Here is a 21,514-nt window from a genome sequence, read left to right on the forward strand (position 1 = left end):
GCGCCGCGAACCCGAACCTGCGCTCGAAAGGAAAAGGTTTGGCGAAAACCTCGATCGCCCTCGCCGCCCTTCTCTCGCTCCTTTTCGCCGCGCCCGCTCCGGCGCAGCCGCCGCCCGCGTCTCCGCCCGCCCAGCCGCAGACGCAAGCGGCCGCGCCTCCCGTCCCCGTTCCCGCGGCGCCGCTGCCGCCTGAGATCGCGCAGGCGGCCAGGGACCTCGACGACGCGGCTGCGACCCTCGACGGCGTCGAGAAGCGTCTCGACCAGCATTACCTGTCCGACGGGACGCTCGTTTCGATGCGCGACCAGATCGCGCCCATCAGCGCGAAGCTCGCCGCGATCATCGACAAGACGACGCCCAAGCTCGACGACGTGAAGGCGCGTCTCGACCAGCTCGGCCCCGCTCCCGACGCCAAGGCGGCGGCGCCGGAAAGCCAGACGGTCAGCGACGAGCGCGCCGCGCTGCAGCAAAGCGCCGCCGGCGTCGACGAGCTCATCAAGCGGGCGAAGCTGCTGGCGGTCAAGACCGACCAGCTCAAGGCGAGCATCGCGAGCCGGCGGCGCGCCCTGTTCACGACGTCGCTGTTTCGGCCCTCCGCCAGCCTGGCCGACCCTTCGCTCTGGCGCGACGTGCTGCCCGAGGTCCCAAAGAACGTCGTCCGGGTCGGCGGCGTCCTGAGCGAATGGGCGTCCTACGTCAACGCGCGGCTCGACGGCTGGCGTCTCGTCGCCTTCTGGCTCAGCCTTCCGGCCGCTTTTGTCGCCTGCGCGTTTCTCTTGCGCGCCTCGCGGCGCATCCTGGCGCGGCGGCAGAGGGAAAACCCGAGCGAGCTTCGCAAGGTCGTCGGCGCATGGTGGATCGCGCTCGTGATCGCGGCTCCGCCGATCGCGTTGAGCCTCCTCATGTTCTTCGCCCTCGACGCCGGCGGCTTTCTGACCTACCGGGCGAAGGAGGCGTTCTTCGCGCTCGCCGCGGCGATCGCGCGCGTCGCCATCGCCGCCGGCCTCGCGCGCGGGCTTTTCGCGCCGAGCCGCGCGAACTGGCGCCTGCCGCGCCTGAACGACGCCGTCGCCTCTCGCCTCGTCGGCGTGATCGTCAGCGTCGCGGCGATCGTCGCCGTGACGCGCCTGCTCGAGGCGCTGAACGAGGTGATCGACGCCTCGCTCGCCTTTTCGGTGGCGACGCGCGGCGTCGGCGCGCTGATCGGCGCGGCGGCGCTCGCGACGGGGCTCTGGCGCATCGGCGCCGACGCGTCGGACGAGGACTGCTTCGGCCCGCCGATCGCGCGCCGCTTCAACTGGTTCGTGATCCTGCGCGGCGCGGCCCTGTCCGCCTCGCTCGTCGTCATCCTCGCCGTGCTGTTCGGCTATCCGACATTCGGCAGCTTCGTGCTCGACAAGGGGCTATGGTGCGCCGCCGTGGCGTCGCTTTATTTTCTGCTGAACGCTCTCGTCGACGAGGGAATGTCGGCCGGATTCAAGCCGGACTCGCGGTTCGCCGGATCGTTCGTCGCCCGCGTCGGCGTGCGGCGCAGCTCGTTCGCGCTGCTTGGAGTCATCGTTTCCGGCGTCGTGCGCGTCATCCTGCTGATCGTCGCGGTCGTCGCCGTGCTGGCGCCCCTTGGGCTGCAGTCGGCCGACGTTCCCTTCGACCTGCGCTCGGCCTTCTTTGGCTTCACCGTCGCCGACATCACGATTTCGCCCGCCTCGATCCTCGGCGGCGCGGCGATCTTCGCGCTGGCGCTGGCGCTGGCTCACATGTTCACGCGCTGGCTCGACAGCAAGCTCCTGCCGCAGACGCAGCTCGACGCCGGATTGCGCAACTCGATCGTCACGAGCGTCAACTATCTCGGATTCATCGTCTCCGCCGCCCTCGCGCTCGGCTATCTCGGCCTCAGCTTCGAGCGCCTCGCCATCGTCGCCGGCGCGCTGTCGGTCGGCATCGGCTTCGGCCTGCAGTCGATCGTCAACAATTTCGTCTCGGGGCTGATTCTCCTCTGGGAGCGGGCGGTGCGCGTCGGCGACTGGATCATCGTCGGCGGCGATCAGGGCTTCGTGCGCCGCATCAACGTCCGCTCGACCGAGCTTGAGACGGTCGACCGCACGCAGGTCATCATCCCCAATTCGAGCCTCATTTCAGGCGTGGTCAAGAACCTCGTGCGCAACGACCGCAGCGGGCGCGTCACGATTCCGATCACAGTCCACGGCTCCGCCGATCCCTCGGCGGTGCGCGAGACGCTCTTCGCCATCGCCCGCGCCGACGAGCGGGTGCTGCGCATCCCGGCGCCGCAGATCTTCTTCACCGGGATGAGCGGCTCGGCCCTCAACTTCGAGCTCGCCGCCTTCATCGGCGACGTCGAGACCATGGCGCGCGTGCGCAGCGATCTCCATTTCGAGATCTTCAGGCAGTTCAAGGAGAAGAAATTCTTCGACGGACCCGCCGCCGGGCCGCAGCAGATCGAGATCGTCGGCGCGCCGGGCGTCCTCGCGCGGCGGGCCGACGCCGGCGGCGTCGACGCTGGCGCAGGCGGCTGAGGATCAGTCGCCGAGCCGCTCCGCTTCCTTCGCCGCGGCGCCGACATGTCCCGTCTTGACGAACAGCGTGCATCCGTCGCGGCTTGAAAGCGACTGCGCGTGGCCGCCGGGATCGCGGATCCAGGTCAGCGCGGAGTAATCGCGCGCGCCGTCCGAGCAGGCGCCGGAGACGACGAGCATCTCTTCGCCGTCCGGATGAAGCATCCGCGTCACGCTCGCCCCCGGATCGAGCCGCACGAGGAAGGTCGTCACGCCGTCGAAATGATGCAGCGACTTGATGGCGAAGCCTTCGCCGGCCTTGCGCCATTCGCCGGCGTCCGCCTCGATCGAGACGGGCTCGGCGTCGGCCGGCTCGAAACGCCAGCGCTTCACATAGAGAAGGCAGCCCGTCTCGCTTGACGGCTCATGTGAGGATCCGCGCGGGTCGCGCAGATAGGCGCCCTGGCGATGCTCGCCGTCGCCGTCCGTGAACGCGCCTTCGATCACGAACGCCTCCTCGCCGTCCTCGCGCCGACGACGCGCAAGCGCCGCGCCCGGGGCGAACCGCACGAGACTGGTCGCGCAGGCGCCGTGCGCGCCGCAGCGGTCGAGCGGCAGCCCTTCGACGCCCGGCGTCGGCGACGGAGTCCAGGCGGCCTCCTCTGGACGGACGACGGCGCGCTGGCGAAAATCGGCGTTGATGCTCATGACCGCCTTCCCGGACGCCGCATCGGCGTCAGAACCGCGTGACGATGTCGGCGAGAGCCGGGCGGACGCGGTCCTCGCGCGGCTCGTCGTTGCGGCCGATATGAATGAAGCCGGCCAGTCTTTCGTTCGGCGCGACGCCGAGGCCTTCGAGCGCCGCGCGGTCGTAGGCGAACCAGTCGGTGAGCCAGCACGCGGCGTAGCCCATCGCGGTCGCGGCGGCGATGAGGTTCATGCAGGCCGCGCCCGCCGACAGCTGCTGCTCCCATTCCGGGATCTTCACGTGAGGCCCCGCGCGGGATATGACCGCGACCACGAGCGGAGCGAGCGACAGCCGCGTCCGCTCAAGCGACAGCCGCTTCTCGTCGGCGTCGGGATTGGCGGCGAGGAAGGCCCGCGCGAGGACCTCGCCCGCCCGGGCGCGGCCATCGCCCTCGAACACGATGAAGCGCCATGGGGCGAGCTTGCCATGGTCGGGCACGCGGGACGCGATCGTCAGCAGCGTCTCGAGCTGCGCCGCGTCCGGACCAGGACCGCGCAGCGTCGCGGGAGGCGCCGAGCGGCGGGTTTTGAGCATTTTGAGCGTCGCGTTCATGACAGGTTCATGGGTCACGGCGTAATCTGGTGGGGACGCTTGTGAAGAAACGCGCGGGCGTCCGTCGGAACTGCGCGATTCCAGATATTTATTCATGCTGATAGCCGCTCGAGACGCATAAGCCAACCCGCGGACCTCGCGTCTTTGTCAAGACATTGCTCCATGAAAACGCCGTAGACACTCTCCATTTCGCTCGCCGGCCCCCGAAACCGGCGCAAATGGGCCCAGGATCTCAACGCCCGCATGTCGTTTCCCAATACGATCGCGGCGCCTCTCGGCGTCATGAACCGCAAGCAGCTCGGCCGGCTCGACGCGCTCGAGGGCGCGAGCGCGCCGGCATGGACCGCGCGCGAGACGGCGTGCGCCCTTTCCGCCGTGCTCGCCTTCTGCGTCGCCGCCTTCGCGCTGTGGCTCGCGGCCGGGGCGGTGGTGCCGTGGGATTCGAAGAATCATTTCTATCCGATGTTCCGCTTCCTCGGCGACGCGCTGCGCCACGGCGCCGCGCCGCTGTGGAACCCGTATCATTTCGCCGGCCATCCGGCGGCGGCCGATCCGCAGTCGCTCCTGTTCACGCCGACCATGGCCTTGTTCGCGTTCGTCGCGCCGAACGCGTCGATGCAGACCTTCGACGCCGTCATACTGTCGCATCTCGCCTTCGGCGGCCTGTGCATGGTCGGCCTCGCCCGCCGCTGGCGCTGGCGTCCGGCCGGCGGCGTCCTCGCCGCCATCGTCTACATGCTCGGCGGCGCGGCTTCGGCCCGCCTGCAGCACACCGGCATGATCCTGTCCTATGCCTTCTTTCCGGCGGCGCTCTGGGCGCTCGACGCGATGATGGAGCGCAGGACGATCGCAAGCGCGCTCGCCTTCGGCGCCCTCGCGTGCCTCATGACCCTCGGACGCGACCAGGTCGCCTTCCTGATGGTCCTGACGCTGGCCGGGCGGGCGCTTTATGCGGCCGCTGAGAGCGGCGCGCCGCTGGCGTTCATCCGCGCGCGGCTCGGGGTTTTCGCGCTCGCCGCCGCGACCATTCTGCTTTTCCTCGCGCCGCCCGCCCTGCTGACGCTCCAGTTCCTCGACGAATCGAACCGGCCCGGCATCGCCTTCGGCGTCGCCGCGGCGGGCTCGCTCGCGCCCGTCAACCTGATGACGCTGGCCGCGCCCAATTTCTTCGGCTCGCTCGACCACGCCTATGACTACTGGGGGCCGGCCTACGACACCATGGCCAAGGCCGACTGGACCGACCGCGCCGTCGACTATCTCTACATCGGCGCCTTTCCGGCCCTGCTCATCTTCTGGCACGGACTCGGCGCCGGGCGGCTCCTCGCGCGCAAGGCGCGGTTTTTCCTGATCCTCGCAGGCTTCGCCTTGCTCTACAGCCTTGGCCGCTACACGCCCTTCTTCTCGTTCGCCTTCGACTGGCTTCCCGGCGTCTCCCTGTACAGGCGCCCGGCCGACGCGACCTTCATCCTCAACATCGCGCTCGCCTTCGGCGCCGGCTATCTGCTCCACCGCTACGAGCTCGACGGGCTCCCCCGGGCCCGCGCGCTCGGCGCGCGCCTCGGCCCGCTCGCGGCCGGCGCGACCGCGCTCGCCGTCGCCGCGGCCGCAGCCTCCGGCCTCGGCTTCTCCCGGCAGGAGGGACGCCTGCTCGCCTCGCTCGAGTCGCTCGCCCTCGCGAGCGCCTTCGCCGGCGCGGCCGCCGTCCTGCTCGTCGCCTTCAGGGGAACGCCGCGCGCCCGCGCCGCATGCGCCGCGCTCTTCACGCTCGCCACGGCCGGCGAGCTGCTATGGCGCAACGCCGCCTCGCCGCTCAACGCCGAGCCCGTGAGCCGCTACAGCGTCTATGCGCAGATGACCCCGGCGGAGGCCGGCGCGCTCGCCGTGCTGCGTCGGGAGATCGAGGCGCGACGGCTCGCCGGCGACCATCCGCGCGTCGAGATTCTCGGCCTGCCTGGCCCGTGGCAGAACGCCTCGATGATGCTCAAGCTCGAGAACACCGTCGGCTACAACCCGCTGCGCATCGAGGACTACGAGCGGGCGGTCGGCCCCGGCGACAACGCCGGCGACGTCAATCTGCGCCACTTCCCCGGCACCTTCCGCGGCTATGACTGCCGGCTCGCGCGGCTGCTCGGGCTCGAATATCTCATCCTCGACCGGCCGCTCGCGAAGCTGCCGCGGCATGTGCCGCGGCCGAAGGCGCGCCTCATCTATTCAGCCGGAGGGATTTACGTCTATCGCCTGCGCGACGCCGCGCCGCGCGCCTATTTCACGAGCCGGATCAAGGCGTCGGACGACGAGCGCGCGCTCGAGGAGCAAAGCCTGCCGCAGTTCGACGCGCCGCGCGAGGCGCTGATCGACGACGCCAGCCTTCCCCTGCTGCGCAGCCTCAGCCCGCAGGCGCCGGACGCGCCGGACGCGCGCGAAGCCGACGCCGGCGGACGCGCGCGCATCGTGGCGAGCTCGGACAACGCCGTGACGCTCGAGGTCGACGCCGACAGGGACGGCGTCGTGGTGCTGCACGATCCCTACTATCCGGGCTGGGAGGCGCGGGTGGACGGCGAGCGGACGCCCATCCTCAAGGCGAACATGCTGTTCCGCGGCGTCGAGGTAGGGCCCGGACATCACCGGATCGAATTCGTCTTCCGTCCCTTCTCCCTCGCCAATCTCGCGGCGGCGGCCGGCGCGCTCGCGCACAAGCATGAAGATAATTAGGGCGCGCCACATGCGCTTTCGCCGCGCGGCGCTGGCGCTTCTTCTCCTGCTGGCGGCGACGGGCGCTCCCGCCCGCGCCGAGGACGACGCGCCGTCTCCGGCCGATCTTCCGCCGCTCAGCCTGCCGGCCGGCGAGCCGCAGGCGAAGCCCGAACCCGCGCCGGCGCAAGGCTCCGTCCTGCATCTCACCGCCGTCCTGTCCGCGGCCGACGCGCAACCGCTGCACGCCGGCGTGCGCTGGCGCGTGTTCAACGAAAAGACCGAGCTCGACGGCTCGCATGCGCTCGTCGCCGACACGTCCGACGCCACGCCCGCGCTGACTCTGCCGGACGGCGCCTATATCGTCCACGCCGCCTTCGGCCTCGCCGGCGCGACGAAGCGCGTCGTCATCGCCGGGCGCGGCGTCGGCGAGCGCGTCGCTCTGAACGCCGGCGCGCTGCGCGTCGTGAACCAGCTCGGCGACGTCCCGCTGCCCGCCGCCAGGACGCGGATCGCCGTCTTCGTGCCGGACAAGACCAATTCCGAGGCCAAGCAGGTGGCGACGCTGACGTCGGGCGAGACGATCGGCCTGCCGGAAGGCGCCTATCACATCGTCTCCACCCTGCTGGACGCCCAGTCGAACGGCGTCGTCACGCCCACCAACTCGGTCGTCAGCGCCGATCTCAGGGTGCCGGCGGGCAAGCTGATCGACGCCTCGCTGCGTCATCGCGCCGCCACCATGACCCTGAAGCTGGTCAGCGGCCCTTCCGGCGTCGCCCTCGCCAACACCTCCTTCACGATCCTGACGCCGGGCGGCGACGTGATCCGCGAGATGATCGGCGCCTTTCCCTCGATCGTGCTGGCCGAAGGCGAATACGTCGCCATCGCCCGCCACGACGACAGCGTGTTCCAGACGACGTTCAAGGTCGAATCGGCGCTCGACCGGGATGTGGAAGTCCTTGCGAAATAGGCTCTGCGTCCGCTATCTGGCGACATGACCGCCGCGCCCGCCTTTCCGCCCGCCCTCGCGGACGCAGACGCCCTCGCGCGCGCCGCGCGGCTCCTGCGGGCCGGCGGCCTCGTCGCCTTCCCGACCGAGACCGTATACGGTCTCGGCGCCGACGCGACGAACGAGGCGGCCGTCGCGGCGATCTACGCCGCCAAGGGGCGTCCGGCGCATAATCCGCTCATCGCCCATGTCGCGAGCCTTGAGGAGGCGCGACGGCACGCGACGTTTTCCGACGCGGCGACGCGCCTTGCGGAAAAATTCTGGCCCGGGCCGCTCACCCTCGTCCTGCCGGCCGCGCCGGCGGGCGAGGTCTGCGCGCTCGCCCGCGCCGGCCGCGCGAGCCTCGCCCTGCGCATGCCCGCCCACCCGACGGCGCTGGCGCTCATCCGCGCGACAGGACGCCCGCTCGCCGCGCCCTCGGCCAACCGCTCCGGCCGCGTCAGCCCGGTCTGCGCGGCGCATGTGCGCGAGGATCTTGGACGGGACCTTTTCGTGCTCGACGCCGGCCTCTGCGCGGTCGGGCTCGAATCGACCATCGTCGCATGCCTCGACGCGCCGACGCTGCTGCGGCCCGGCGGCCTCGCCCGCGACGCGATCGAGGCGGCGCTCGGCGAACCGCTCCGCGCTCAGGCGGCCGGGGAAATCCTCGCGCCGGGCGCGCTCGCCTCGCATTACGCGCCGCGCGCGCAGGTCAGGCTCGAGGCGACGAGCCTTCGCCCCGGCGAGGCCGCGCTCGACTTCGGCGGGCGCTTTCCCGCAGGCCCCGCGGTGATCGACCTCTCGCCCTCCGCGAACCTCGAGGAGGCCGGCGCCAACCTGTTCGCATATTTGCGCGCGCTGGACAGCGCGGGGCCGGCCGCGATCGCCGTCGCGCCGATCCCGCGCCGCGGCCTCGGCGAGGCGATCAACGACCGCCTCGCGCGCGCCGCCGCGCCCCGGCCGTAGTCGCAAAAAGCGCGCCGAAGCCTTATATTCAGGGCCGCCCGCTTCAACCCAGACTGCAAGTCTTGTCGGACAGCCTTCTCGCCCTTCTGCGCTGGTACGCCGACATGGGGGTCGACCTCGCCGTCGGCGAGGAGCCGCGCGACTATCTCGCCCACGCGGGGCCGCAGGCCGCGCCTGTCGTCGCGCCGGCGTCTGTCGTCCCGACTTCGCCGACCGCGCCCATCCCGCCGCGCCAGGCGGCGAGCGCGCCTTCAATCGAGAATCTGGCGCGCGACGCGGCGCGGGCGGCGGCGGCCGCGGCGACGCTCGACGAGCTGCGCGCCGAGCTCGAACGCTTCGAGGGCTGCGGCCTCAAAACGACGGCGACGCAACTGGTGTTCGGGGACGGCCGCGCCGGCGCGCAGGTCATGTTCGTCGGCGAGGCGCCGGGCGCAGACGAGGACAGGCAGGGCGTCCCGTTCGTCGGGCGCGCCGGCCGGCTGCTCAACAGGATGCTCGCCGCGATCGGCCTCGCCCGCGAGGACGTCTATATCTCGAATATCGTTCCCTGGCGCCCGCCCGGCAACCGCACGCCCTCCTCCCTCGAAACCGCGGCCTGCCTGCCGTTCACCAGGCGCCAGATCGAGCTCGTCGGCCCGCAAGCGCTCATCTGCCTCGGCGCGCCCTCGGCCCAGACTCTTCTCGGGATCAAAGAGGGCATAACGCGCGCAAGAGGCCGTTGGCTCTCCTACCAGAACGGCGACGCGACGATCAGGGCGATGGCCATGCTGCATCCCGCCTATCTTCTGCGCCAGCCCGCCCAGAAGGCGCTGGCGTGGCGCGACCTGCGCCTGCTCGCGCGCGAGCTCGAACGCCTGCGCGCGGAACAGCCCGCGGGAGAGTAGCCATACGCTTGCCGCGCTACGCGTTCTCGTCCAAGAAACAGTGAGTTTGCGGCTGTTCGTCCTCGTCTTCGCCCGCCTTCGTTAAAAGTTCGGAGCCTGCGCCAATGGAATGGGAGAATTTTCGCCGGTCCGAAAACGTCGAGGACCGGCGCGGCGATTCGCAATACGCCGACGCGGGCGGCGGCGGGGGCCGCGGGCTCGGCATCGGCGCGATCGTGGTGCTCGGCGTCATCGGCTGGGCGCTGGGGATCGATCCGCGCCTGCTCATCGGCGGCGCCGAGATGTTCCACAGCGCCACGAAGGGCTCGCAGACGCAGCAGGCGCCGTCGCGGCCGGCAGGAACCCCGACGGACCAGATGGGCCAGTTCGTCGCCGCCGTCCTCGCCGAGAACGAGGACGTGTGGACCGACATCCTGCCGTCCCAGGCCGGCGTGAACTACGTCAAGCCCAAGCTCGTGCTCTACAGCGGATCGACGCGCTCGGCCTGCGGCGGGGCCAGCGCGGCGATGGGCCCGTTCTACTGCCCGAACGACCAGAAGGTCTATCTCGACACCAGCTTCTTCCGCGACATGAAGGAGAAGCTCGGCGGGGGCGGCGATTTCGCCTACGCCTATGTGATCTCCCACGAGATCGGCCATCACGTCCAGAACCTCCTCGGTATCCTGCCCAAGGTCCAGGCGGCGCAGGCGCGCGCGTCGAGCAAGGCCGAAGCGAACGCTCTCTCCGTCCGCATCGAGCTTATGGCCGACTGCCTCGCCGGCGTATGGGCCGCCAACGCGCAGAAGCGCAACCAGATGCTTCAGCCCGGCGATTTCGAGAAGGCGGTCAACACGGCGCAGGCGATCGGCGACGACCGGCTGCAGTCCGAGGCGCAGGGCTACGCCGTGCCCGACTCCTTCACGCACGGCTCGTCCGCCCAGCGCGTCCAGTGGCTCAACACCGGCTTCAAGTCCGGCGAGGTGAACGCCTGCAACACCTTCGCGAGGTGACGCCAGCCGCAGTCACGCCACGCGGCGGGCGCAGGCGCGCATGGTCGAAACGGGCGCAAGCGCCTGCGCGAGGCCGGACACGTCGGCCGCCGGCGTCCTGAGACAGCGCTCGCGCGGAGCGATGAGCCCGGCGAGCGGCGCGACGCGCGGAAACAGGCGCTCGAGAAAGCGGTCGGGCGCCGCGCGCAGGATCGCCGCCCGCTCCGCCCCGGACTGCAGAAGGTCGCCGGCCTCCTCGACGAAACCCTGCTGCGGCGCGAAGCCGGCGCGAAGCAGCAGCACATGCGGCTCGCGCGCCGCCTCGATCGCCGCGCGCAGCCATTGCGCCTCGCCGCTCGCCTCGACGAGGCCGCAGCCGGCGTGATCGGCGACGACGTCGAGGCCGGCGCGCGCGGGTCCGGCGACCAGCACGTCCCGCAGCAGGCCGTCGATGCTCGCGCGCACAAGCGAACCCAGAGAGCGCACCATGCGTTCGACCGGCTCGCCGTCGAGCGCGGCGTTCTCTTCATAAAGGACGATCGCGGAGAGCATCGGCGTCGGCGTGTCCGTTTGCGGTCGGGCTTCGGCTTATAGGCCGCATTTTCATCTCAAGAAGCGGAATATGCGCGACTGTTTCGGGAAAGCGCGGGACGGACCGATTTCCGGCCCGACGCGGCGATTGCGAGTCCCGGGCCGCCGGCGCATTCTTGCGGCGCCCGGGACGACGCCCTTCCGGCGGACGTTCCGCTCCCACGACGAATGACTCCATGAGCCGCGCGCGCGATCAGTTCGAGATCACCCCCGACATCCTGCTGCGGGCCTATTCGATCGGCCTTTTCCCGATGGCCGAGAGCGCGGAGGATTCGAACCTGTTCTGGGTCGACCCCGAGCTGCGCGGCGTCTTCCCGCTCGACGGGATCATGATCTCCAAAAGCCTGCGCAAGACGATCCGCTCCGACCTCTTCGAGGTGCGGGTCGACCACGACTTCGACGCCGTGATCGCGAGCTGCGCGGCCGCCTATCCGGACCGCGACAAGACCTGGATCAACGACCGCATCAGGCGCCTCTACCGGCAGCTCTTCGACGCCGGGCGCGTGCACACCGTGGAGACGTGGCTCGACGGCGAGCTGGTCGGCGGGCTCTATGGCGTCCATCTCGGGGCCGCCTTCTTCGGCGAGAGCATGTTCCACCGCAAGACGGACGCGTCCAAGGTGGCGCTCGCGCATCTCGCGGCCCGGCTGCGCAAGGGCGGCTTCGTCCTTCTCGACGCCCAGTTCGTGACGCCCCATCTCGCATCGCTCGGCGCCGTCGAGATCTCCAAGAACGAATATCGCCGGCGGCTCGCCGACGCCATCGCGCGGCCGGCCAGTTTCTGGGCGTGGCCCAAGGGGAGGCTCGTCAGCGGCGCCGAGGCGCTCGCCGGGCTTCCGGCGCGCGGCGACGCGGCTTAAAGGTCGCGCTTCAACACTTCGTCGAGCTTCTTCGTCTCGCCGGCCTCGAGCGGCTCGGGCGCAGCCGGCGCCCGCCGTCGCAGGTGCGCGACGATGGCCGCAGCTCCAGCGACGAGGACGATGAGCGGCGCGCCCCACAGGGCCAATGTTTCGGCTTTGAGCGGCGGCTTCAGCAGGATGAAGTCGCCGTAGCGGCGCGTGAGATACGCGCGGATCTCATCGTCGCTATCCCCGGCCCGAAGGCGCTCGCGCACCAGAAGGCGCAGGTCGCGGGCGAGCGGGGCGTGCGATTCGTCGATCGATTCGTTCTGGCACACCATGCAGCGCAGCCCGGACGAGATCGCCCGCGCCCGCGCCTCGAGCTTCGCGTCGGAGAGGATTTCGTCCGGCTCGACGGCCTTTGCGGCGAGCGGCGCGAGAGCCAGCGCGGCGGCGAGGGCGAGCGCGGGGAAGCGTCGCATCGCCCTACTCCGCCGGCGCGGCGGCGGGCGCCTCGCGCGCGCGCCGCGCGACGCCGATGCGGTAGCGCCGGTCGCTCAGCGACAGCGCGCCGCCGAAGGCGGTGACGAGCGCCCCGCCCCAGATGAGCGTCACGAGAGGCTTCCAGAAGATGCGCGCGTCGGCCCGTCCGTCGGCCTCGAGGGCGCCGATGCTCATGTAGACCTGGCCAAGGCTCAAGGTCGCGATGCCGGCCTCGGTGCGGGTCGTGCGGCGCGTCGGATAGGAGCGCAGCGAAGGCTCGATCGCCGCGACCTGCGTCCGGCCCGACAGGATGGCGGTCGGGCCGACGATCTCCGAATAGTTCGGTCCCTTGCGGCGCGCGAGCTCGCTGAAGACGAGCGTATAGGGGCCGACCTCCACCGTCTCGCCCGGCCGCAGCGTGACGATCTTCTCGACGCCCCATCCCGTCGCGGCGAGGCCGAGCAGGGTGACGCCCATTCCGGCGTGGGCGAAGGCGGTTCCGAACATCGATCGGGGAAGGCTGGCGGCGCGCGTCAGGACGAGGCCGGCCGAGAGCGCGCCGGCGGCCGGGCGGGCGAACATGCGGCGGCCGACGTCGGCGAAGGCGCCGGCGATCGTATAGGCGGCGAGGCCGCCGAGGACGAAGCTCAGCGCCGGACCGCCATGGACCGCAGCGAGCGCAAGGGCGACGACGAAGCCGGCCAGCGCGGCGTAAGTCAGCCGCTGCGCCGCGCCGAGCAGGTCGCCGCGCTTCCACGCCAGCGTCTGGCCGAACGGGATCAGCACAAACAGCGGCAGGACGAGCGGGACGACGGTGAGGTTGAAGAAGGGCGGCCCGACCGAAATCTTCTCGCCCGTCAGCGCCTCCAGCGCGAGCGGATAGAGCGTGCCGACGAAGACGGTCGCGCAGGCGGTCGACAGGATGAGGTTGTTCAGCACGATCCCGCCCTCGCGCGAGATCGGCGCGAACACGCCGCCCTGCTTCAGCGTCCCGGCGCGGACGGCGAACAGGGCGAGCGAGCCGCCGATGAAGCAGGCGAGGATGGCGAGGATGAACACGCCGCGCGTCGGATCGGTGGCGAAGGCGTGGACCGAGGTGAGCACGCCGGAGCGCACGAGGAAGGTGCCGATCAGCGACAGCGAGAAGGCGAGGATGGAAAGGAAGATCGTCCAGACCTTCAGCGCCTCGCGCTTCTCCATGACGCTGGCGCTGTGCAGCAGCGCGGTCGCCGCGAGCCAGGGCATCAGCGAGGCGTTCTCGACCGGGTCCCAGAACCAGAAGCCGCCCCAGCCGAGCGTGTAGTAGGCCCAGTACGAGCCCATGGCGATGCCGAGCGTCAGGAAGATCCAGGCGGCGAGCGTCCAGGGCCGCAGGAAGCGCGCGAAGACCGCGTCGATGCGTCCGGTGATGAGCGCCGCGGCGGCGAAGGAATAGGCGATCGAGAGCCCGACGTAGCCGAGGTAGAGGAGCGGCGGATGGATCGCGAGCCCCGGGTCCTGAAGCAGGGGATTGAGGTCGTTGCCCTCCGCCGGCGGCGCGCCGAGCCGCGCGAAGGGGTTCGAGGTCAGGAGGATGAAAAGGAGGAAGGAAGCGGAAATCCACGACTGAACCCCGAGCGCGTTGGCGCGGAAGTCGTCGGGCATGGAGGCGGAAAAGAGGGCGACCGCCGCGCCGAACAGAGCGAGCACGAGGGTCCACAGGAGCATCGAGCCCTCATGGTTCCCCCAGACGCCGCTGATCTTGTAGATCAGGGGCTTGGCCGAATGGGAGTTCTCGACGACGTTGGCGAGCGAGAAGTCCGAGGAGACATAGGCGTAGGTCAGCGCGAAATAGGCGTAGCCGACCAGCAGGAAGCTCGCGACGGCGACGGGCGGAGCCACCGCCATCAGCCTGCGGTCGCCCCGCGCGGCGCCCCAGACGGGCAGCGCGGAATTGACGAGCGCCAGGGCCAGCGCGAGGACGAGGGCGTAATGGCCGCTTTCGACGATCATGCGCGCCTCACTTCTCGGCCGACGCCGCGGCGCCGCCCTGCGTCGCCCCACCCTCTTGCCACACGCCCTGCTTCTTGAGCGCGTCGGCGACCTCGCGCGGCATGTAGCGCTCGTCGTGCTTGGCGAGCACGCTGTCGGCGTGGAACAGCCCGTCCGGCCGCAGCGCGCCCTCGGCGACGACGCCCTGGCCCTCGCGGAAGAGGTCGGGCAGCAGCCCCGTATAGGTGACGGGAACGTCGTTCTTCATGTCGGTGACGACGAAGCGCACGGTCTGGCCGCCTTCACGCTGGAGCGAGGCCTGCTTGACGAGGCCGCCGACGCGCAGCCGCGCGCCCGCGGCGGCGGCCGGCTTTGCGGCGAGCTCGCTCGGCGAATAGAAGAACACGATATTGTCGCGCAGCGCGAAGCTCGCGAGGCCGACGGCGAGGCCGACGACGACGAGGCCGCTGGCGATCAGGGCGAGGCGTCTTTGCTTGCGCGTCATCTGGCCGTCATCCTTCAAGGCCGAGTTCGCGCGCCAGCGCGTCGATGCGCGCGCCCGCTTTCGAGTCGCCGGCGAGGTTCTTCCTGGCGTCGGCGAGCGCCGAGCGCGCCTTGGCCTGATCCTGCAACACCACATAGGCGCGCACGAGGCGCGTCCAGTCGTCGACGCCGCCGCCGCTCTCGGCGAGGCGGGCGGCGAGCCGGTCGACCATGGCGCGGATCGCCGCCTGCTGCTGCGGCCCCTCCATGCCGGCGATCTGCGCCGCGCGCTCCGGCGACGCCGCGGGTCCGGGGGCCGCCTGCGCCGCGCCGATCGCCTGCCCGTCGAGTGCGGCGAGACGCGCGCGCACCGCCGGCGCGAAGGGCGCGTCGGCGGGCGCATCGGCGAGCAGCGCTCCCCATATGCGCCGCGCCTCGTCTTTCTCGCCCGCGGCGGCGGCGGCGAGGCCGAGATAGAAGCGCGCCCGGAACGATTTCGGGTCGGCGGCGACGGCCGCCTCGAACAGCTTGCGCGCCTGATCGCTCACGTCGCCGTCGGCGGCGGCGACCAGCGCCTCGCCTTCGAGCGAGTCGAGCTCGGCGGAATCGCCCTTGAGGCGGCGCAGCGCCGCGAAGGACTTGGCGGCGTCCTCATAGCGCCCAAGGCGCATGTAGATGGGCGCGAGGAGCGCATAGCCTTTGGCGTCGTCGGGATTGCCGGCGAGATGCGCCTCGATCTTGCTGATCGCGGCCATGACGTCGATCTCGTTCGCCGGTCTGCTCATCCGGGCGGCGAGCGGCAGGTCGGGCATTCCCGGGCGTCCGATCGCCGCATAGAGGCCGAGCGCCAACGCGGGCGCGAGCGCGGCCGTCGCAAGAATGGCCATAACGGCGCGCGAGCGGCCCGGGGCGATCTCCTCGGGCGCCTCCGCCGCGGCGATGAGACGGCGCGCCGCCTCTGTCCTCGCGCCGTCCGCCTCTTTTGGCGCTAGAAGTCCGCGCTCCGCGTCGCGATCGACCTCGGCGAGCTGCGCCTTGTAGAAGGCGACGTCGATCTGCCCGCGCGAGAGCGCGCGCGGCGGCCGGATCAGCGGCCAGCAAATGGCGAGCAGCGCGACGGCCGACAAAAGCGCGAGGACGACCCACAACATCGCGTCTTCATAGTGGCGCGGGCAAGGGCTTGCAAAGGGTCTTTGCGTCACGAAGGCGTTGGCCGCCCGCGGCTCAACCGCGCGGCGCCGCCGGCAGCGTCAGCTCGGCGCGAAGCCCCCCGGCGGGGCTTTCCGACAGCTCGAGGCCGCCGCCGTAGAGCGCGGCGAGGTCGACGACGATGGAGAGGCCAAGTCCGGAGCCGGGCTTCGTCTCGTCGAGGCGCCTGCCCCGCGCGATGGCCTCCTCGCGCTGATGCTCCGGCAGGCCGGGGCCGTCGTCGTCGATCGCGACGCGGAAGAACGCGCGCGCCGCCTCGGGCTCCTCCTCATCCCTCTCCTGATCCATCTCCCGGCCAAGCAAGGTGACGGAGACCCCGCCGCGCGCCCATTTGCCGGCGTTGTCGAGCAGATTGCCGATCATCTCCTCAAGGTCCTGCCGCTCGCCCTGAAAGCGCTCGCGCGCCTCGACGCGAAAGGCGAAGTCGATCGCCCGCTCGGCGTAGATCTTGCGGAAGGCGCCGAGCAGGCTTTCGACCACGGGCGCGACCTCGACCGATCCCGTCAGCGTCCCCGCCCGCACGGCCGCCCGCGCGCGTTCGAGATAGTATCCGACCTGATCGCGCATGACTCCCGCCTGCTCGGCGACCTTGTCGGCGAGCGGCCCGCGCTCGGCGGCCGCCTCGTTGACGATGACGCTGAGCGGCGTCTTCAGCGCGTGGGCGAGGTTGCCGACCTGCGTGCGCGCGCGCTCGACGACCTCCTTGTTGGCGAGGATCAGAAGGTTGAGCTCTCCCGCGAGCGGAGCGATGTCCGGCGGATAGGCGCCGCCGATGGCCTCGGACTCACCGCGTCGGATCGCGGCCACCGCGTCGCGCAGGCGGCGCAGGGGCGCGAGCCCGTAGCGCAGCTGCGCCGCCGTCGATCCGACGAGAGCGAGGGCGAGCAGCGCGAAAGTGGCGACGAGATAGGCCTCGAACCTCGCGATCGCTTCGTCGATTTCGGTCATCGCGCCGGCGACCTGAACGAGATAGATGCCGGAATCGCCCGCGTCGACGATCCGCTCGACGACGCGCAGGCGTCGCTGGTCAGGTCCCTCGACGACGCCCTGGCGCGCGCCGCCGACGCCGACCGGAACGCCGATGGAGGAAAGCTGCGGCAGGCGCGCGGCGAACAGCGAGCGCGAGCTCGCGATCTCGCCGCGGTCGCCGTCGAGCCGGGTGATCTGCCAGTACCATCCGGACAGGGCGATCAGGAACTGCGGATCGCTCAGCTGGTCGGGGCCGATGCGCGCGGGCTCGGCGGCGTTCGCGATGTCGGCGATGAGGGCGCGCAGATAGACGTTGAGCCGGTCGTCGAAATTGCGCTCCGCCTGCTGCCGATAGACAGCCGTCAGCAGCGCCCCGGCGACGAACAGAATGGCGAAGCTCAAGGCCGCAGCCGAAACGAACAGCCGCTGCGCGATGGACAGGCGGCGAAAGCCGGCCGCGAAACGACGCGCGGCGCGCTTCAGCGTCATGCGCCGTGCGACGAGTCCGCCGGCCGGCGCTGGCCGGACGCGCTTTCGCCCGGCGCCTCGAGGACGTAGCCGAGGCCGCGCACGGTGCGGATCACCTCGACGCCGAGCTTCTTGCGCAGGCGCCCGACGAAGACCTCTATGGTGTTGGAGTCGCGGTCGAAGTCCTGATCGTAGAGATGCTCGACGATCTCGGCGCGCGAGACGACCTTGCCCTGATGGTGCATGAGATAGGCGAGCAGCCGGTATTCGTGCGAGGTGAGCTTCACGGCGACGCCGTCGACGAGGACCTTGCCCGCCCGCTCGTCGAGCTTGACCGGGCCGCAGGCGAAGACGCTCGTCGCATGGCCGGCGGCGCGGCGCATCAGGGCGCGCAGGCGCGCCAGAAGCTCCTCGATATGAAAGGGCTTGGTCAGATAGTCGTCCGCGCCGGCGTCGAAAGCCTGCACCTTCTCGCCCCAGCGGTCGCGCGCCGTCAGGATCAGGACCGGCATCGCGCGGCCGGCGGCGCGCCAGTCGACGAGGACGGAGACCCCGTCCTTCCTGGGCAGGCCGACGTCGAGCACCACGCCGTCATAGGGCTCGGTGTCGCCGAGGAACCAGCCCTCCTCGCCGTCGAAGGCGCGATCGACGACGTAGCCGGCGCGCTCGAGCGCTCCGGCGATCTGACGGTTCAAATCGGAATCGTCCTCGACGACGAGCAGCCGCATTCCTCAAGCCTCCGGGCGCGCGATCCCCCGCCATCTCTCGACGGTGGCGGGGCGCGCGCGATGCGCGCGAGCGCACATGCCGGCGCGAGCGCCGCGCCGGCCGCCTTCAACGCGCACGAGGTTCCTCCTTTTTCTTCGTGTCGAGAATCTGGCCGCTGCGGGCGTCGATCACGGCGCGGATGATCTTTCCGTCCCGCCGCAGGAGATTGACTTCATACACAAGCGAGTCCTCTCCGCGGCAGAGCCTCGCCCCGAGCGCCTCCGCCTGAAGATGCGCCGCGGCCTTCTGCATCGGGCCGAACGGCTCGGCAAGCCCTTCGGCGCGGATTCTCTCGCGCGTCTCGCCCGGCGAAAAGCATTGAAGGGAGTCCGCCCGCGAGGCGAGGCACAGGCCCGCGAAACAACCAAGCGTCAGAAGCGTCGCCCTCATGCGGCCACGCTGCGTGCGAAGAGGTGAACGCCCGATGAACGGCGCGCGGCCTGAGGCGTTTCGCGCACCGCCAACGGACCTATGAGCGCTGGGCCGCGGCCGCGCCGCCCGATTTCAGCTTCGCCGTGAAAATCCCGCGCGAAATCTCCCACCGACGCCGCCTCGTCGACGCGCGCGAGCCTCTTCTTCGCTTCCTCGACGAGACGGCGAGACTTGGAGAAAAGCGCGGGCCGCTCCTGCTTCAGCTTCCGCCCAGCCTGCCCTTTCGGGACGCGCAGGCGGCGGCTTTTTTCGAGACGGCGCGCGCACTCTATGACGGCGACATGGTCTGCGAGCCGCGCCATCCGAGCTGGTTCGCGCCGCTCGTCGAGGCGACGCTACAGACCTTCCGCGTCGCCCGCGTCGGCGCCGATCCGCCGCCGGCGCCCGGAGCGGACGATTCCGCCGGCTGGCGCGGCCTCGTCTATCTTCGCCTGCACGGCTCGCCGAAGACCTATTATTCGGCGTATGGCGAGGAGCGCCTGCGCGCGCTCGCCGTCGTTCTCGCTCGCGCCGCGGCCGTTCCGACATGGTGCGTTTTCGACAACACCGCCGAGGGCGAGGCGATCCGCGACGCGCTTCGCCTCGCCTCGCTGCTGGGCGAAGCGCCCTGAGGAGGCTCAGCGGCCTGGCATGGCGGCGTTCGGCGGCGCGCTCTCGGGGCTCGGCGCGCCGGAGGACGGTCGCGCGCTGTCGGGATAGGCCGACCGGCCCATCGCGCCCGGCTCCTTGGTGTGGCTGGTCGAATTGTCGCCATTCTCGGAGGCCGGGCCGACCTGCGTGTCGCCGGCGCCGCGGCCGGTGTCCGACGACGTCTGCGCGAAGGCGGCGGGCGAAAACGCGATCACGGCCGCGGCGAGCGCGAGTTTCATTTTCATGGAAGGCTCCCTTCAGTGACGCACGGCGACCGTCCGATCGCCGTTCCGCGCCTTAATCCCTCCCCGCCAAAATGGTTCGGGCGCGAGGCGAAGGCCTGCGTCCAGACTTTGCTGTTGGAAGATCGCCGCCGCCCATCTACATCTGGGCGCGCGGGCGAAGCCCCGCGCGGCGGCTCGCGTCGCCTGATCGCGAAGGGAGAATGTCTTGGGCGCTGATCTCTTCGTCACCACGGAATGGCTCGCGGAGCGGCTCGGCTCCTCCGACGTCGCCATCGTCGACGGCGGCTTCTTCATGCCGGCCGAGCAGCGCGACGTGCGCGCCGAGTTCGCCGCCGGCCATATCCCCGGAGCGGTGTTCTTCGACCTCGATGCGATCGCCGATCATTCGACCGCGCTTCCGCACATGCTGCCGAGCGCGGAAAGCTTCGCCGCCGCCGTCGGAACGCTCGGCGTCTCCGAGAATATGACCATCGTCGTCTACGACGACGCCGACCTCGTCGGCGGGGCCCGCGTGTGGTGGACTTTCAAGATTTTCGGAGCGAAGAACGTCAGGATGCTCGAGGGCGGCCTCGCCAAATGGCGCAAGGAAGGCCGGCTTCTCGAAAAAGGCGAGCGGCTCCCCGCGCCGCGCGTCTTCAACGCGAAGCTCGACCGCTCCCGCGTCGCCGCCGCGGGCGACGTGCTCAAAGCGAGCGAGACGAAATCGGCCGTGATCGTCGACGCGCGCGGCGCCGCGCGCTTCACCGGCGCCGCAGCGGAGCCGCGGCCCGGATTGCGCTCCGGCCACGTGCCGGGCAGCCGCAACGCGCCCTGGACCGAAGTCGCCGCCAACGGCCGCCTGAAGCCGGAGACGGACATTCGCGCGGCTTTCGCAAAAGCCGGCGTCGATCTCTCGCGGCCGGCGATAGCCACCTGCGGATCGGGCGTGACCGCGGCGATCCTCGTCGCCGCCCTCGAAAGCCTCGGCAAGACGGACGTCGCGATCTATGACGGCTCGTGGAGCGAATGGGGCGGACGCTCCGATCTCCCGGTCGCGACGGGACCTGCCGACGGCCTCCGCTGATTTCCTTCCCAGCGCAAACGGCCGCGTCGCGCGCCGCGCGGCTATTTGACCGCGCGCGCCGGGAAAGCGCTTGACGGCTCAAAAGGCTGGGCTATCATCAGTTTAAGCGCAAGTTGAGCGAACTCCTGATGGGGTTCCTGCATTCTTGACGCATTATGGTGGAGCGTCCTGCGATCGCAGGACGCGGAGTCGGCCGACGCAGGCGTCCTCCTGCGGTTCTCAGGTCGGGCCCGTCCGGCCTCACGAGGCTTCCACATTCCCCCTTCCGCATCGGGGGCCGCGCTCTCAGCTCTTGAATACGCCTCGCCGCCACGCGGCGAGAACGGCGCATCGTGGAAGGGCTCCCGCATCTCGAGACATTTGGAGTGGCTCACATGTGTGATTATTCGCTTGAAATGTACGCGTCCCGTCCAGCGCGCGAGTCGGAAAAATATGTGACGACCCGCTTCCCGTCGGGAAGCATCGGCCTCGCCTCCCCTGGCGACTGCTCTACGGCGGTGTGCGTTCAGTACGACACGCGTCTCGCCCTCGAGGGCATCTCGTCCGATCTTCAGACGCGGCTCGGCGTGCAGCCCTCCGAGGAGGTCGTGTTCGCGCGGCTCGAGCACGGCGCCTATCGGGACGGCGTGAAATTCGCCAACGGGAAGGAAATCTCGCTGCAGCTTCTCGGCTCCGGCGTCTCGGCCAGCCTCGTCAAGGTCGCGCCCATCGCGGCGGAAGCGTCGGCGCCCTCCGAGCCGTCGCTCGAACCGGCCGAGTAACTTTTTTTAGCCGCGCGACATGCGAGCCCGCTCCAGTCTCTGGAGCGGGCTTTCGCTTTGTAAAATAGCTTATTCGTTAGGCAACAGCATAATTTTTAGCGCCGAAACTCCCTATGGACTGCGTTTCATCGCCCGGTCAACGCAGTTCGGCCGCGCCTGCGCTTTAGCTCGCCGCGCGCGCCGCAGTTTGGTGGCGCAATCGTTGCTTGGGAGAAAAATCGCTCGCCGAGGAGGAAACGACGCTTGAAATTCGACGAAACGCAATTGCCATGGCGTTCCCTTACCGTAAGTG

At 70.4% G+C, this 21,514-nt stretch carries 21 protein-coding genes; 10 read left to right on the top strand and 11 right to left on the bottom strand.

The genetic code is table 11. The features are described 5' to 3' along the window. Positions 1-38: 38 nt before the first annotated feature. Positions 39-2,534, top strand: a complete 2,496-nt coding sequence (locus ACE3OG_RS05255; RefSeq protein ID WP_374306515.1) for a DUF3772 domain-containing protein — start codon at positions 39-41, stop codon at positions 2,532-2,534. 3 nt (positions 2,535-2,537) lie between these two features. Here the strand turns inward: ACE3OG_RS05255 and ACE3OG_RS05260 are convergent, their stop codons facing one another. Together ACE3OG_RS05260 and ACE3OG_RS05265 are read right to left on the bottom strand one after the other, a co-directional pair. After that, the gene (locus ACE3OG_RS05260) at positions 2,538-3,221 is read right to left on the bottom strand and encodes a cupin domain-containing protein (protein WP_374306517.1); all 684 of its coding nucleotides are present in this window, start codon (positions 3,219-3,221) and stop codon (positions 2,538-2,540) included. Between the two features lie 28 nt (positions 3,222-3,249). Next, positions 3,250-3,813 (bottom strand): nitroreductase, encoded by a 564-nt coding sequence (locus ACE3OG_RS05265; protein ID WP_374306519.1) that lies wholly within the window; start codon positions 3,811-3,813, stop codon positions 3,250-3,252. Positions 3,814-4,056: 243 nt separating this feature from the next. Between ACE3OG_RS05265 and ACE3OG_RS05270 the strand changes: the two genes are divergently transcribed. From ACE3OG_RS05270 to ACE3OG_RS05290, 5 genes are all read left to right on the top strand, one after another. Then, positions 4,057-6,525 (top strand): YfhO family protein, encoded by a 2,469-nt coding sequence (locus tag ACE3OG_RS05270; protein ID WP_374306521.1) that lies wholly within the window; start codon positions 4,057-4,059, stop codon positions 6,523-6,525. A gap of 10 nt (positions 6,526-6,535) precedes the next feature. Next, positions 6,536-7,474: a hypothetical protein gene (locus ACE3OG_RS05275; RefSeq protein ID WP_374306523.1), complete on the top strand. Its 939-nt coding sequence runs from the start codon at positions 6,536-6,538 to the stop codon at positions 7,472-7,474. A gap of 24 nt (positions 7,475-7,498) precedes the next feature. Next, positions 7,499-8,458 (top strand): L-threonylcarbamoyladenylate synthase, encoded by a 960-nt coding sequence (locus ACE3OG_RS05280; RefSeq protein WP_374306524.1) that lies wholly within the window; start codon positions 7,499-7,501, stop codon positions 8,456-8,458. A gap of 62 nt (positions 8,459-8,520) precedes the next feature. Further along, the gene (locus ACE3OG_RS05285; RefSeq protein ID WP_374306526.1) at positions 8,521-9,342 is read left to right on the top strand and encodes a uracil-DNA glycosylase; all 822 of its coding nucleotides are present in this window, start codon (positions 8,521-8,523) and stop codon (positions 9,340-9,342) included. A 104-nt stretch (positions 9,343-9,446) separates the two neighbouring features. Continuing rightward, positions 9,447-10,331 (top strand): neutral zinc metallopeptidase, encoded by an 885-nt coding sequence (locus tag ACE3OG_RS05290; RefSeq protein WP_374306528.1) that lies wholly within the window; start codon positions 9,447-9,449, stop codon positions 10,329-10,331. Positions 10,332-10,343: 12 nt separating this feature from the next. Here ACE3OG_RS05290 and ACE3OG_RS05295 read toward each other — a convergent pair whose 3' ends face one another. Next, entirely contained in the window at positions 10,344-10,862 is a 519-nt protein-coding gene (locus ACE3OG_RS05295) for a transposase (RefSeq protein ID WP_374306530.1), read from the bottom strand. Positions 10,863-11,077: 215 nt separating this feature from the next. On the opposite strand from ACE3OG_RS05295, the gene aat reads away from it, so the two are divergent. Beyond that, positions 11,078-11,761, top strand: a complete 684-nt coding sequence (aat, locus tag ACE3OG_RS05300; protein ID WP_374306532.1) for a leucyl/phenylalanyl-tRNA--protein transferase — start codon at positions 11,078-11,080, stop codon at positions 11,759-11,761. On the opposite strand, the gene ACE3OG_RS05305 is transcribed toward aat, so the two are convergent. From ACE3OG_RS05305 to ACE3OG_RS05335, 7 genes are all read right to left on the bottom strand, one after another. After that, positions 11,758-12,222, bottom strand: a complete 465-nt coding sequence (locus ACE3OG_RS05305) for a cytochrome c-type biogenesis protein (protein ID WP_374306534.1) — start codon at positions 12,220-12,222, stop codon at positions 11,758-11,760. The two genes, aat and ACE3OG_RS05305, sit on opposite strands and share 4 nt — an antisense overlap. Positions 12,223-12,226: 4 nt before the next feature. Then, positions 12,227-14,215, bottom strand: coding sequence for a heme lyase CcmF/NrfE family subunit (locus ACE3OG_RS05310; protein WP_374306536.1), 1,989 nt, complete (start codon positions 14,213-14,215; stop codon positions 12,227-12,229). A 7-nt stretch (positions 14,216-14,222) separates the two neighbouring features. After that, positions 14,223-14,699 carry a cytochrome c maturation protein CcmE gene (ccmE, locus tag ACE3OG_RS05315; protein WP_374306538.1) on the bottom strand — a complete coding sequence of 159 codons (477 nt, stop codon included), beginning with the start codon at positions 14,697-14,699 and terminating at the stop codon, positions 14,223-14,225. A gap of 7 nt (positions 14,700-14,706) precedes the next feature. After that, positions 14,707-15,828, bottom strand: coding sequence for a c-type cytochrome biogenesis protein CcmI (ccmI, locus tag ACE3OG_RS05320; RefSeq protein WP_374306540.1), 1,122 nt, complete (start codon positions 15,826-15,828; stop codon positions 14,707-14,709). Between the two features lie 73 nt (positions 15,829-15,901). Then, entirely contained in the window at positions 15,902-17,344 is a 1,443-nt protein-coding gene (locus ACE3OG_RS05325) for an ATP-binding protein (RefSeq protein WP_374306542.1), read from the bottom strand. Beyond that, complete coding sequence (locus tag ACE3OG_RS05330; protein WP_374306544.1) at positions 17,341-18,051, bottom strand: response regulator transcription factor; 711 nt, start codon at positions 18,049-18,051, stop codon at positions 17,341-17,343. Before ACE3OG_RS05330 ends, ACE3OG_RS05325 begins: the two co-directional genes overlap by 4 nt. Before the next feature lie 106 nt (positions 18,052-18,157). Continuing rightward, complete coding sequence (locus ACE3OG_RS05335) at positions 18,158-18,343, bottom strand: PepSY domain-containing protein (RefSeq protein ID WP_374306546.1); 186 nt, start codon at positions 18,341-18,343, stop codon at positions 18,158-18,160. 188 nt (positions 18,344-18,531) lie between these two features. On the opposite strand from ACE3OG_RS05335, the gene ACE3OG_RS05340 reads away from it, so the two are divergent. Beyond that, the gene (locus tag ACE3OG_RS05340) at positions 18,532-19,134 is read left to right on the top strand and encodes a DUF72 domain-containing protein (protein ID WP_374306607.1); all 603 of its coding nucleotides are present in this window, start codon (positions 18,532-18,534) and stop codon (positions 19,132-19,134) included. 6 nt (positions 19,135-19,140) lie between these two features. On the opposite strand, the gene ACE3OG_RS05345 is transcribed toward ACE3OG_RS05340, so the two are convergent. Beyond that, the gene (locus ACE3OG_RS05345) at positions 19,141-19,398 is read right to left on the bottom strand and encodes a hypothetical protein (RefSeq protein WP_374306548.1); all 258 of its coding nucleotides are present in this window, start codon (positions 19,396-19,398) and stop codon (positions 19,141-19,143) included. 205 nt (positions 19,399-19,603) lie between these two features. On the opposite strand from ACE3OG_RS05345, the gene sseA reads away from it, so the two are divergent. After that, the gene (gene sseA / locus ACE3OG_RS05350; protein WP_374306550.1) at positions 19,604-20,461 is read left to right on the top strand and encodes a 3-mercaptopyruvate sulfurtransferase; all 858 of its coding nucleotides are present in this window, start codon (positions 19,604-19,606) and stop codon (positions 20,459-20,461) included. A gap of 374 nt (positions 20,462-20,835) precedes the next feature. Further along, complete coding sequence (locus ACE3OG_RS05355) at positions 20,836-21,222, top strand: hypothetical protein (protein ID WP_374306552.1); 387 nt, start codon at positions 20,836-20,838, stop codon at positions 21,220-21,222. Positions 21,223-21,514 lie beyond the last annotated feature (292 nt).

Source organism: Methylocella sp. (genome assembly GCF_041905455.1).
Lineage (GTDB): Bacteria > Pseudomonadota > Alphaproteobacteria > Rhizobiales > Beijerinckiaceae > Methylocapsa.

Coding starts and splice junctions, on each gene's coding strand:
- ACE3OG_RS05260 (WP_374306517.1), bottom strand. CDS start 3,221: ATGAGCATCAACGCCGATTTTCGCCAGCGCGCCGTCGTCCGTCCAGAG.
- ACE3OG_RS05265 (WP_374306519.1), bottom strand. CDS start 3,813: ATGAACGCGACGCTCAAAATGCTCAAAACCCGCCGCTCGGCGCCTCCC.
- ACE3OG_RS05270 (WP_374306521.1), top strand. CDS start 4,057: ATGTCGTTTCCCAATACGATCGCGGCGCCTCTCGGCGTCATGAACCGC.
- ACE3OG_RS05275 (WP_374306523.1), top strand. CDS start 6,536: ATGCGCTTTCGCCGCGCGGCGCTGGCGCTTCTTCTCCTGCTGGCGGCG.
- ACE3OG_RS05280 (WP_374306524.1), top strand. CDS start 7,499: ATGACCGCCGCGCCCGCCTTTCCGCCCGCCCTCGCGGACGCAGACGCC.
- ACE3OG_RS05290 (WP_374306528.1), top strand. CDS start 9,447: ATGGAATGGGAGAATTTTCGCCGGTCCGAAAACGTCGAGGACCGGCGC.
- ACE3OG_RS05295 (WP_374306530.1), bottom strand. CDS start 10,862: ATGCTCTCCGCGATCGTCCTTTATGAAGAGAACGCCGCGCTCGACGGC.
- aat (WP_374306532.1), top strand. CDS start 11,078: ATGAGCCGCGCGCGCGATCAGTTCGAGATCACCCCCGACATCCTGCTG.
- ACE3OG_RS05305 (WP_374306534.1), bottom strand. CDS start 12,222: ATGCGACGCTTCCCCGCGCTCGCCCTCGCCGCCGCGCTGGCTCTCGCG.
- ACE3OG_RS05310 (WP_374306536.1), bottom strand. CDS start 14,215: ATGATCGTCGAAAGCGGCCATTACGCCCTCGTCCTCGCGCTGGCCCTG.
- ccmE (WP_374306538.1), bottom strand. CDS start 14,699: ATGACGCGCAAGCAAAGACGCCTCGCCCTGATCGCCAGCGGCCTCGTC.
- ccmI (WP_374306540.1), bottom strand. CDS start 15,828: ATGTTGTGGGTCGTCCTCGCGCTTTTGTCGGCCGTCGCGCTGCTCGCC.
- ACE3OG_RS05325 (WP_374306542.1), bottom strand. CDS start 17,344: ATGACGCTGAAGCGCGCCGCGCGTCGTTTCGCGGCCGGCTTTCGCCGC.
- ACE3OG_RS05330 (WP_374306544.1), bottom strand. CDS start 18,051: ATGCGGCTGCTCGTCGTCGAGGACGATTCCGATTTGAACCGTCAGATC.
- ACE3OG_RS05335 (WP_374306546.1), bottom strand. CDS start 18,343: ATGCAGAAGGCCGCGGCGCATCTTCAGGCGGAGGCGCTCGGGGCGAGG.
- ACE3OG_RS05345 (WP_374306548.1), bottom strand. CDS start 19,398: ATGAAAATGAAACTCGCGCTCGCCGCGGCCGTGATCGCGTTTTCGCCC.
- ACE3OG_RS05355 (WP_374306552.1), top strand. CDS start 20,836: ATGTGTGATTATTCGCTTGAAATGTACGCGTCCCGTCCAGCGCGCGAG.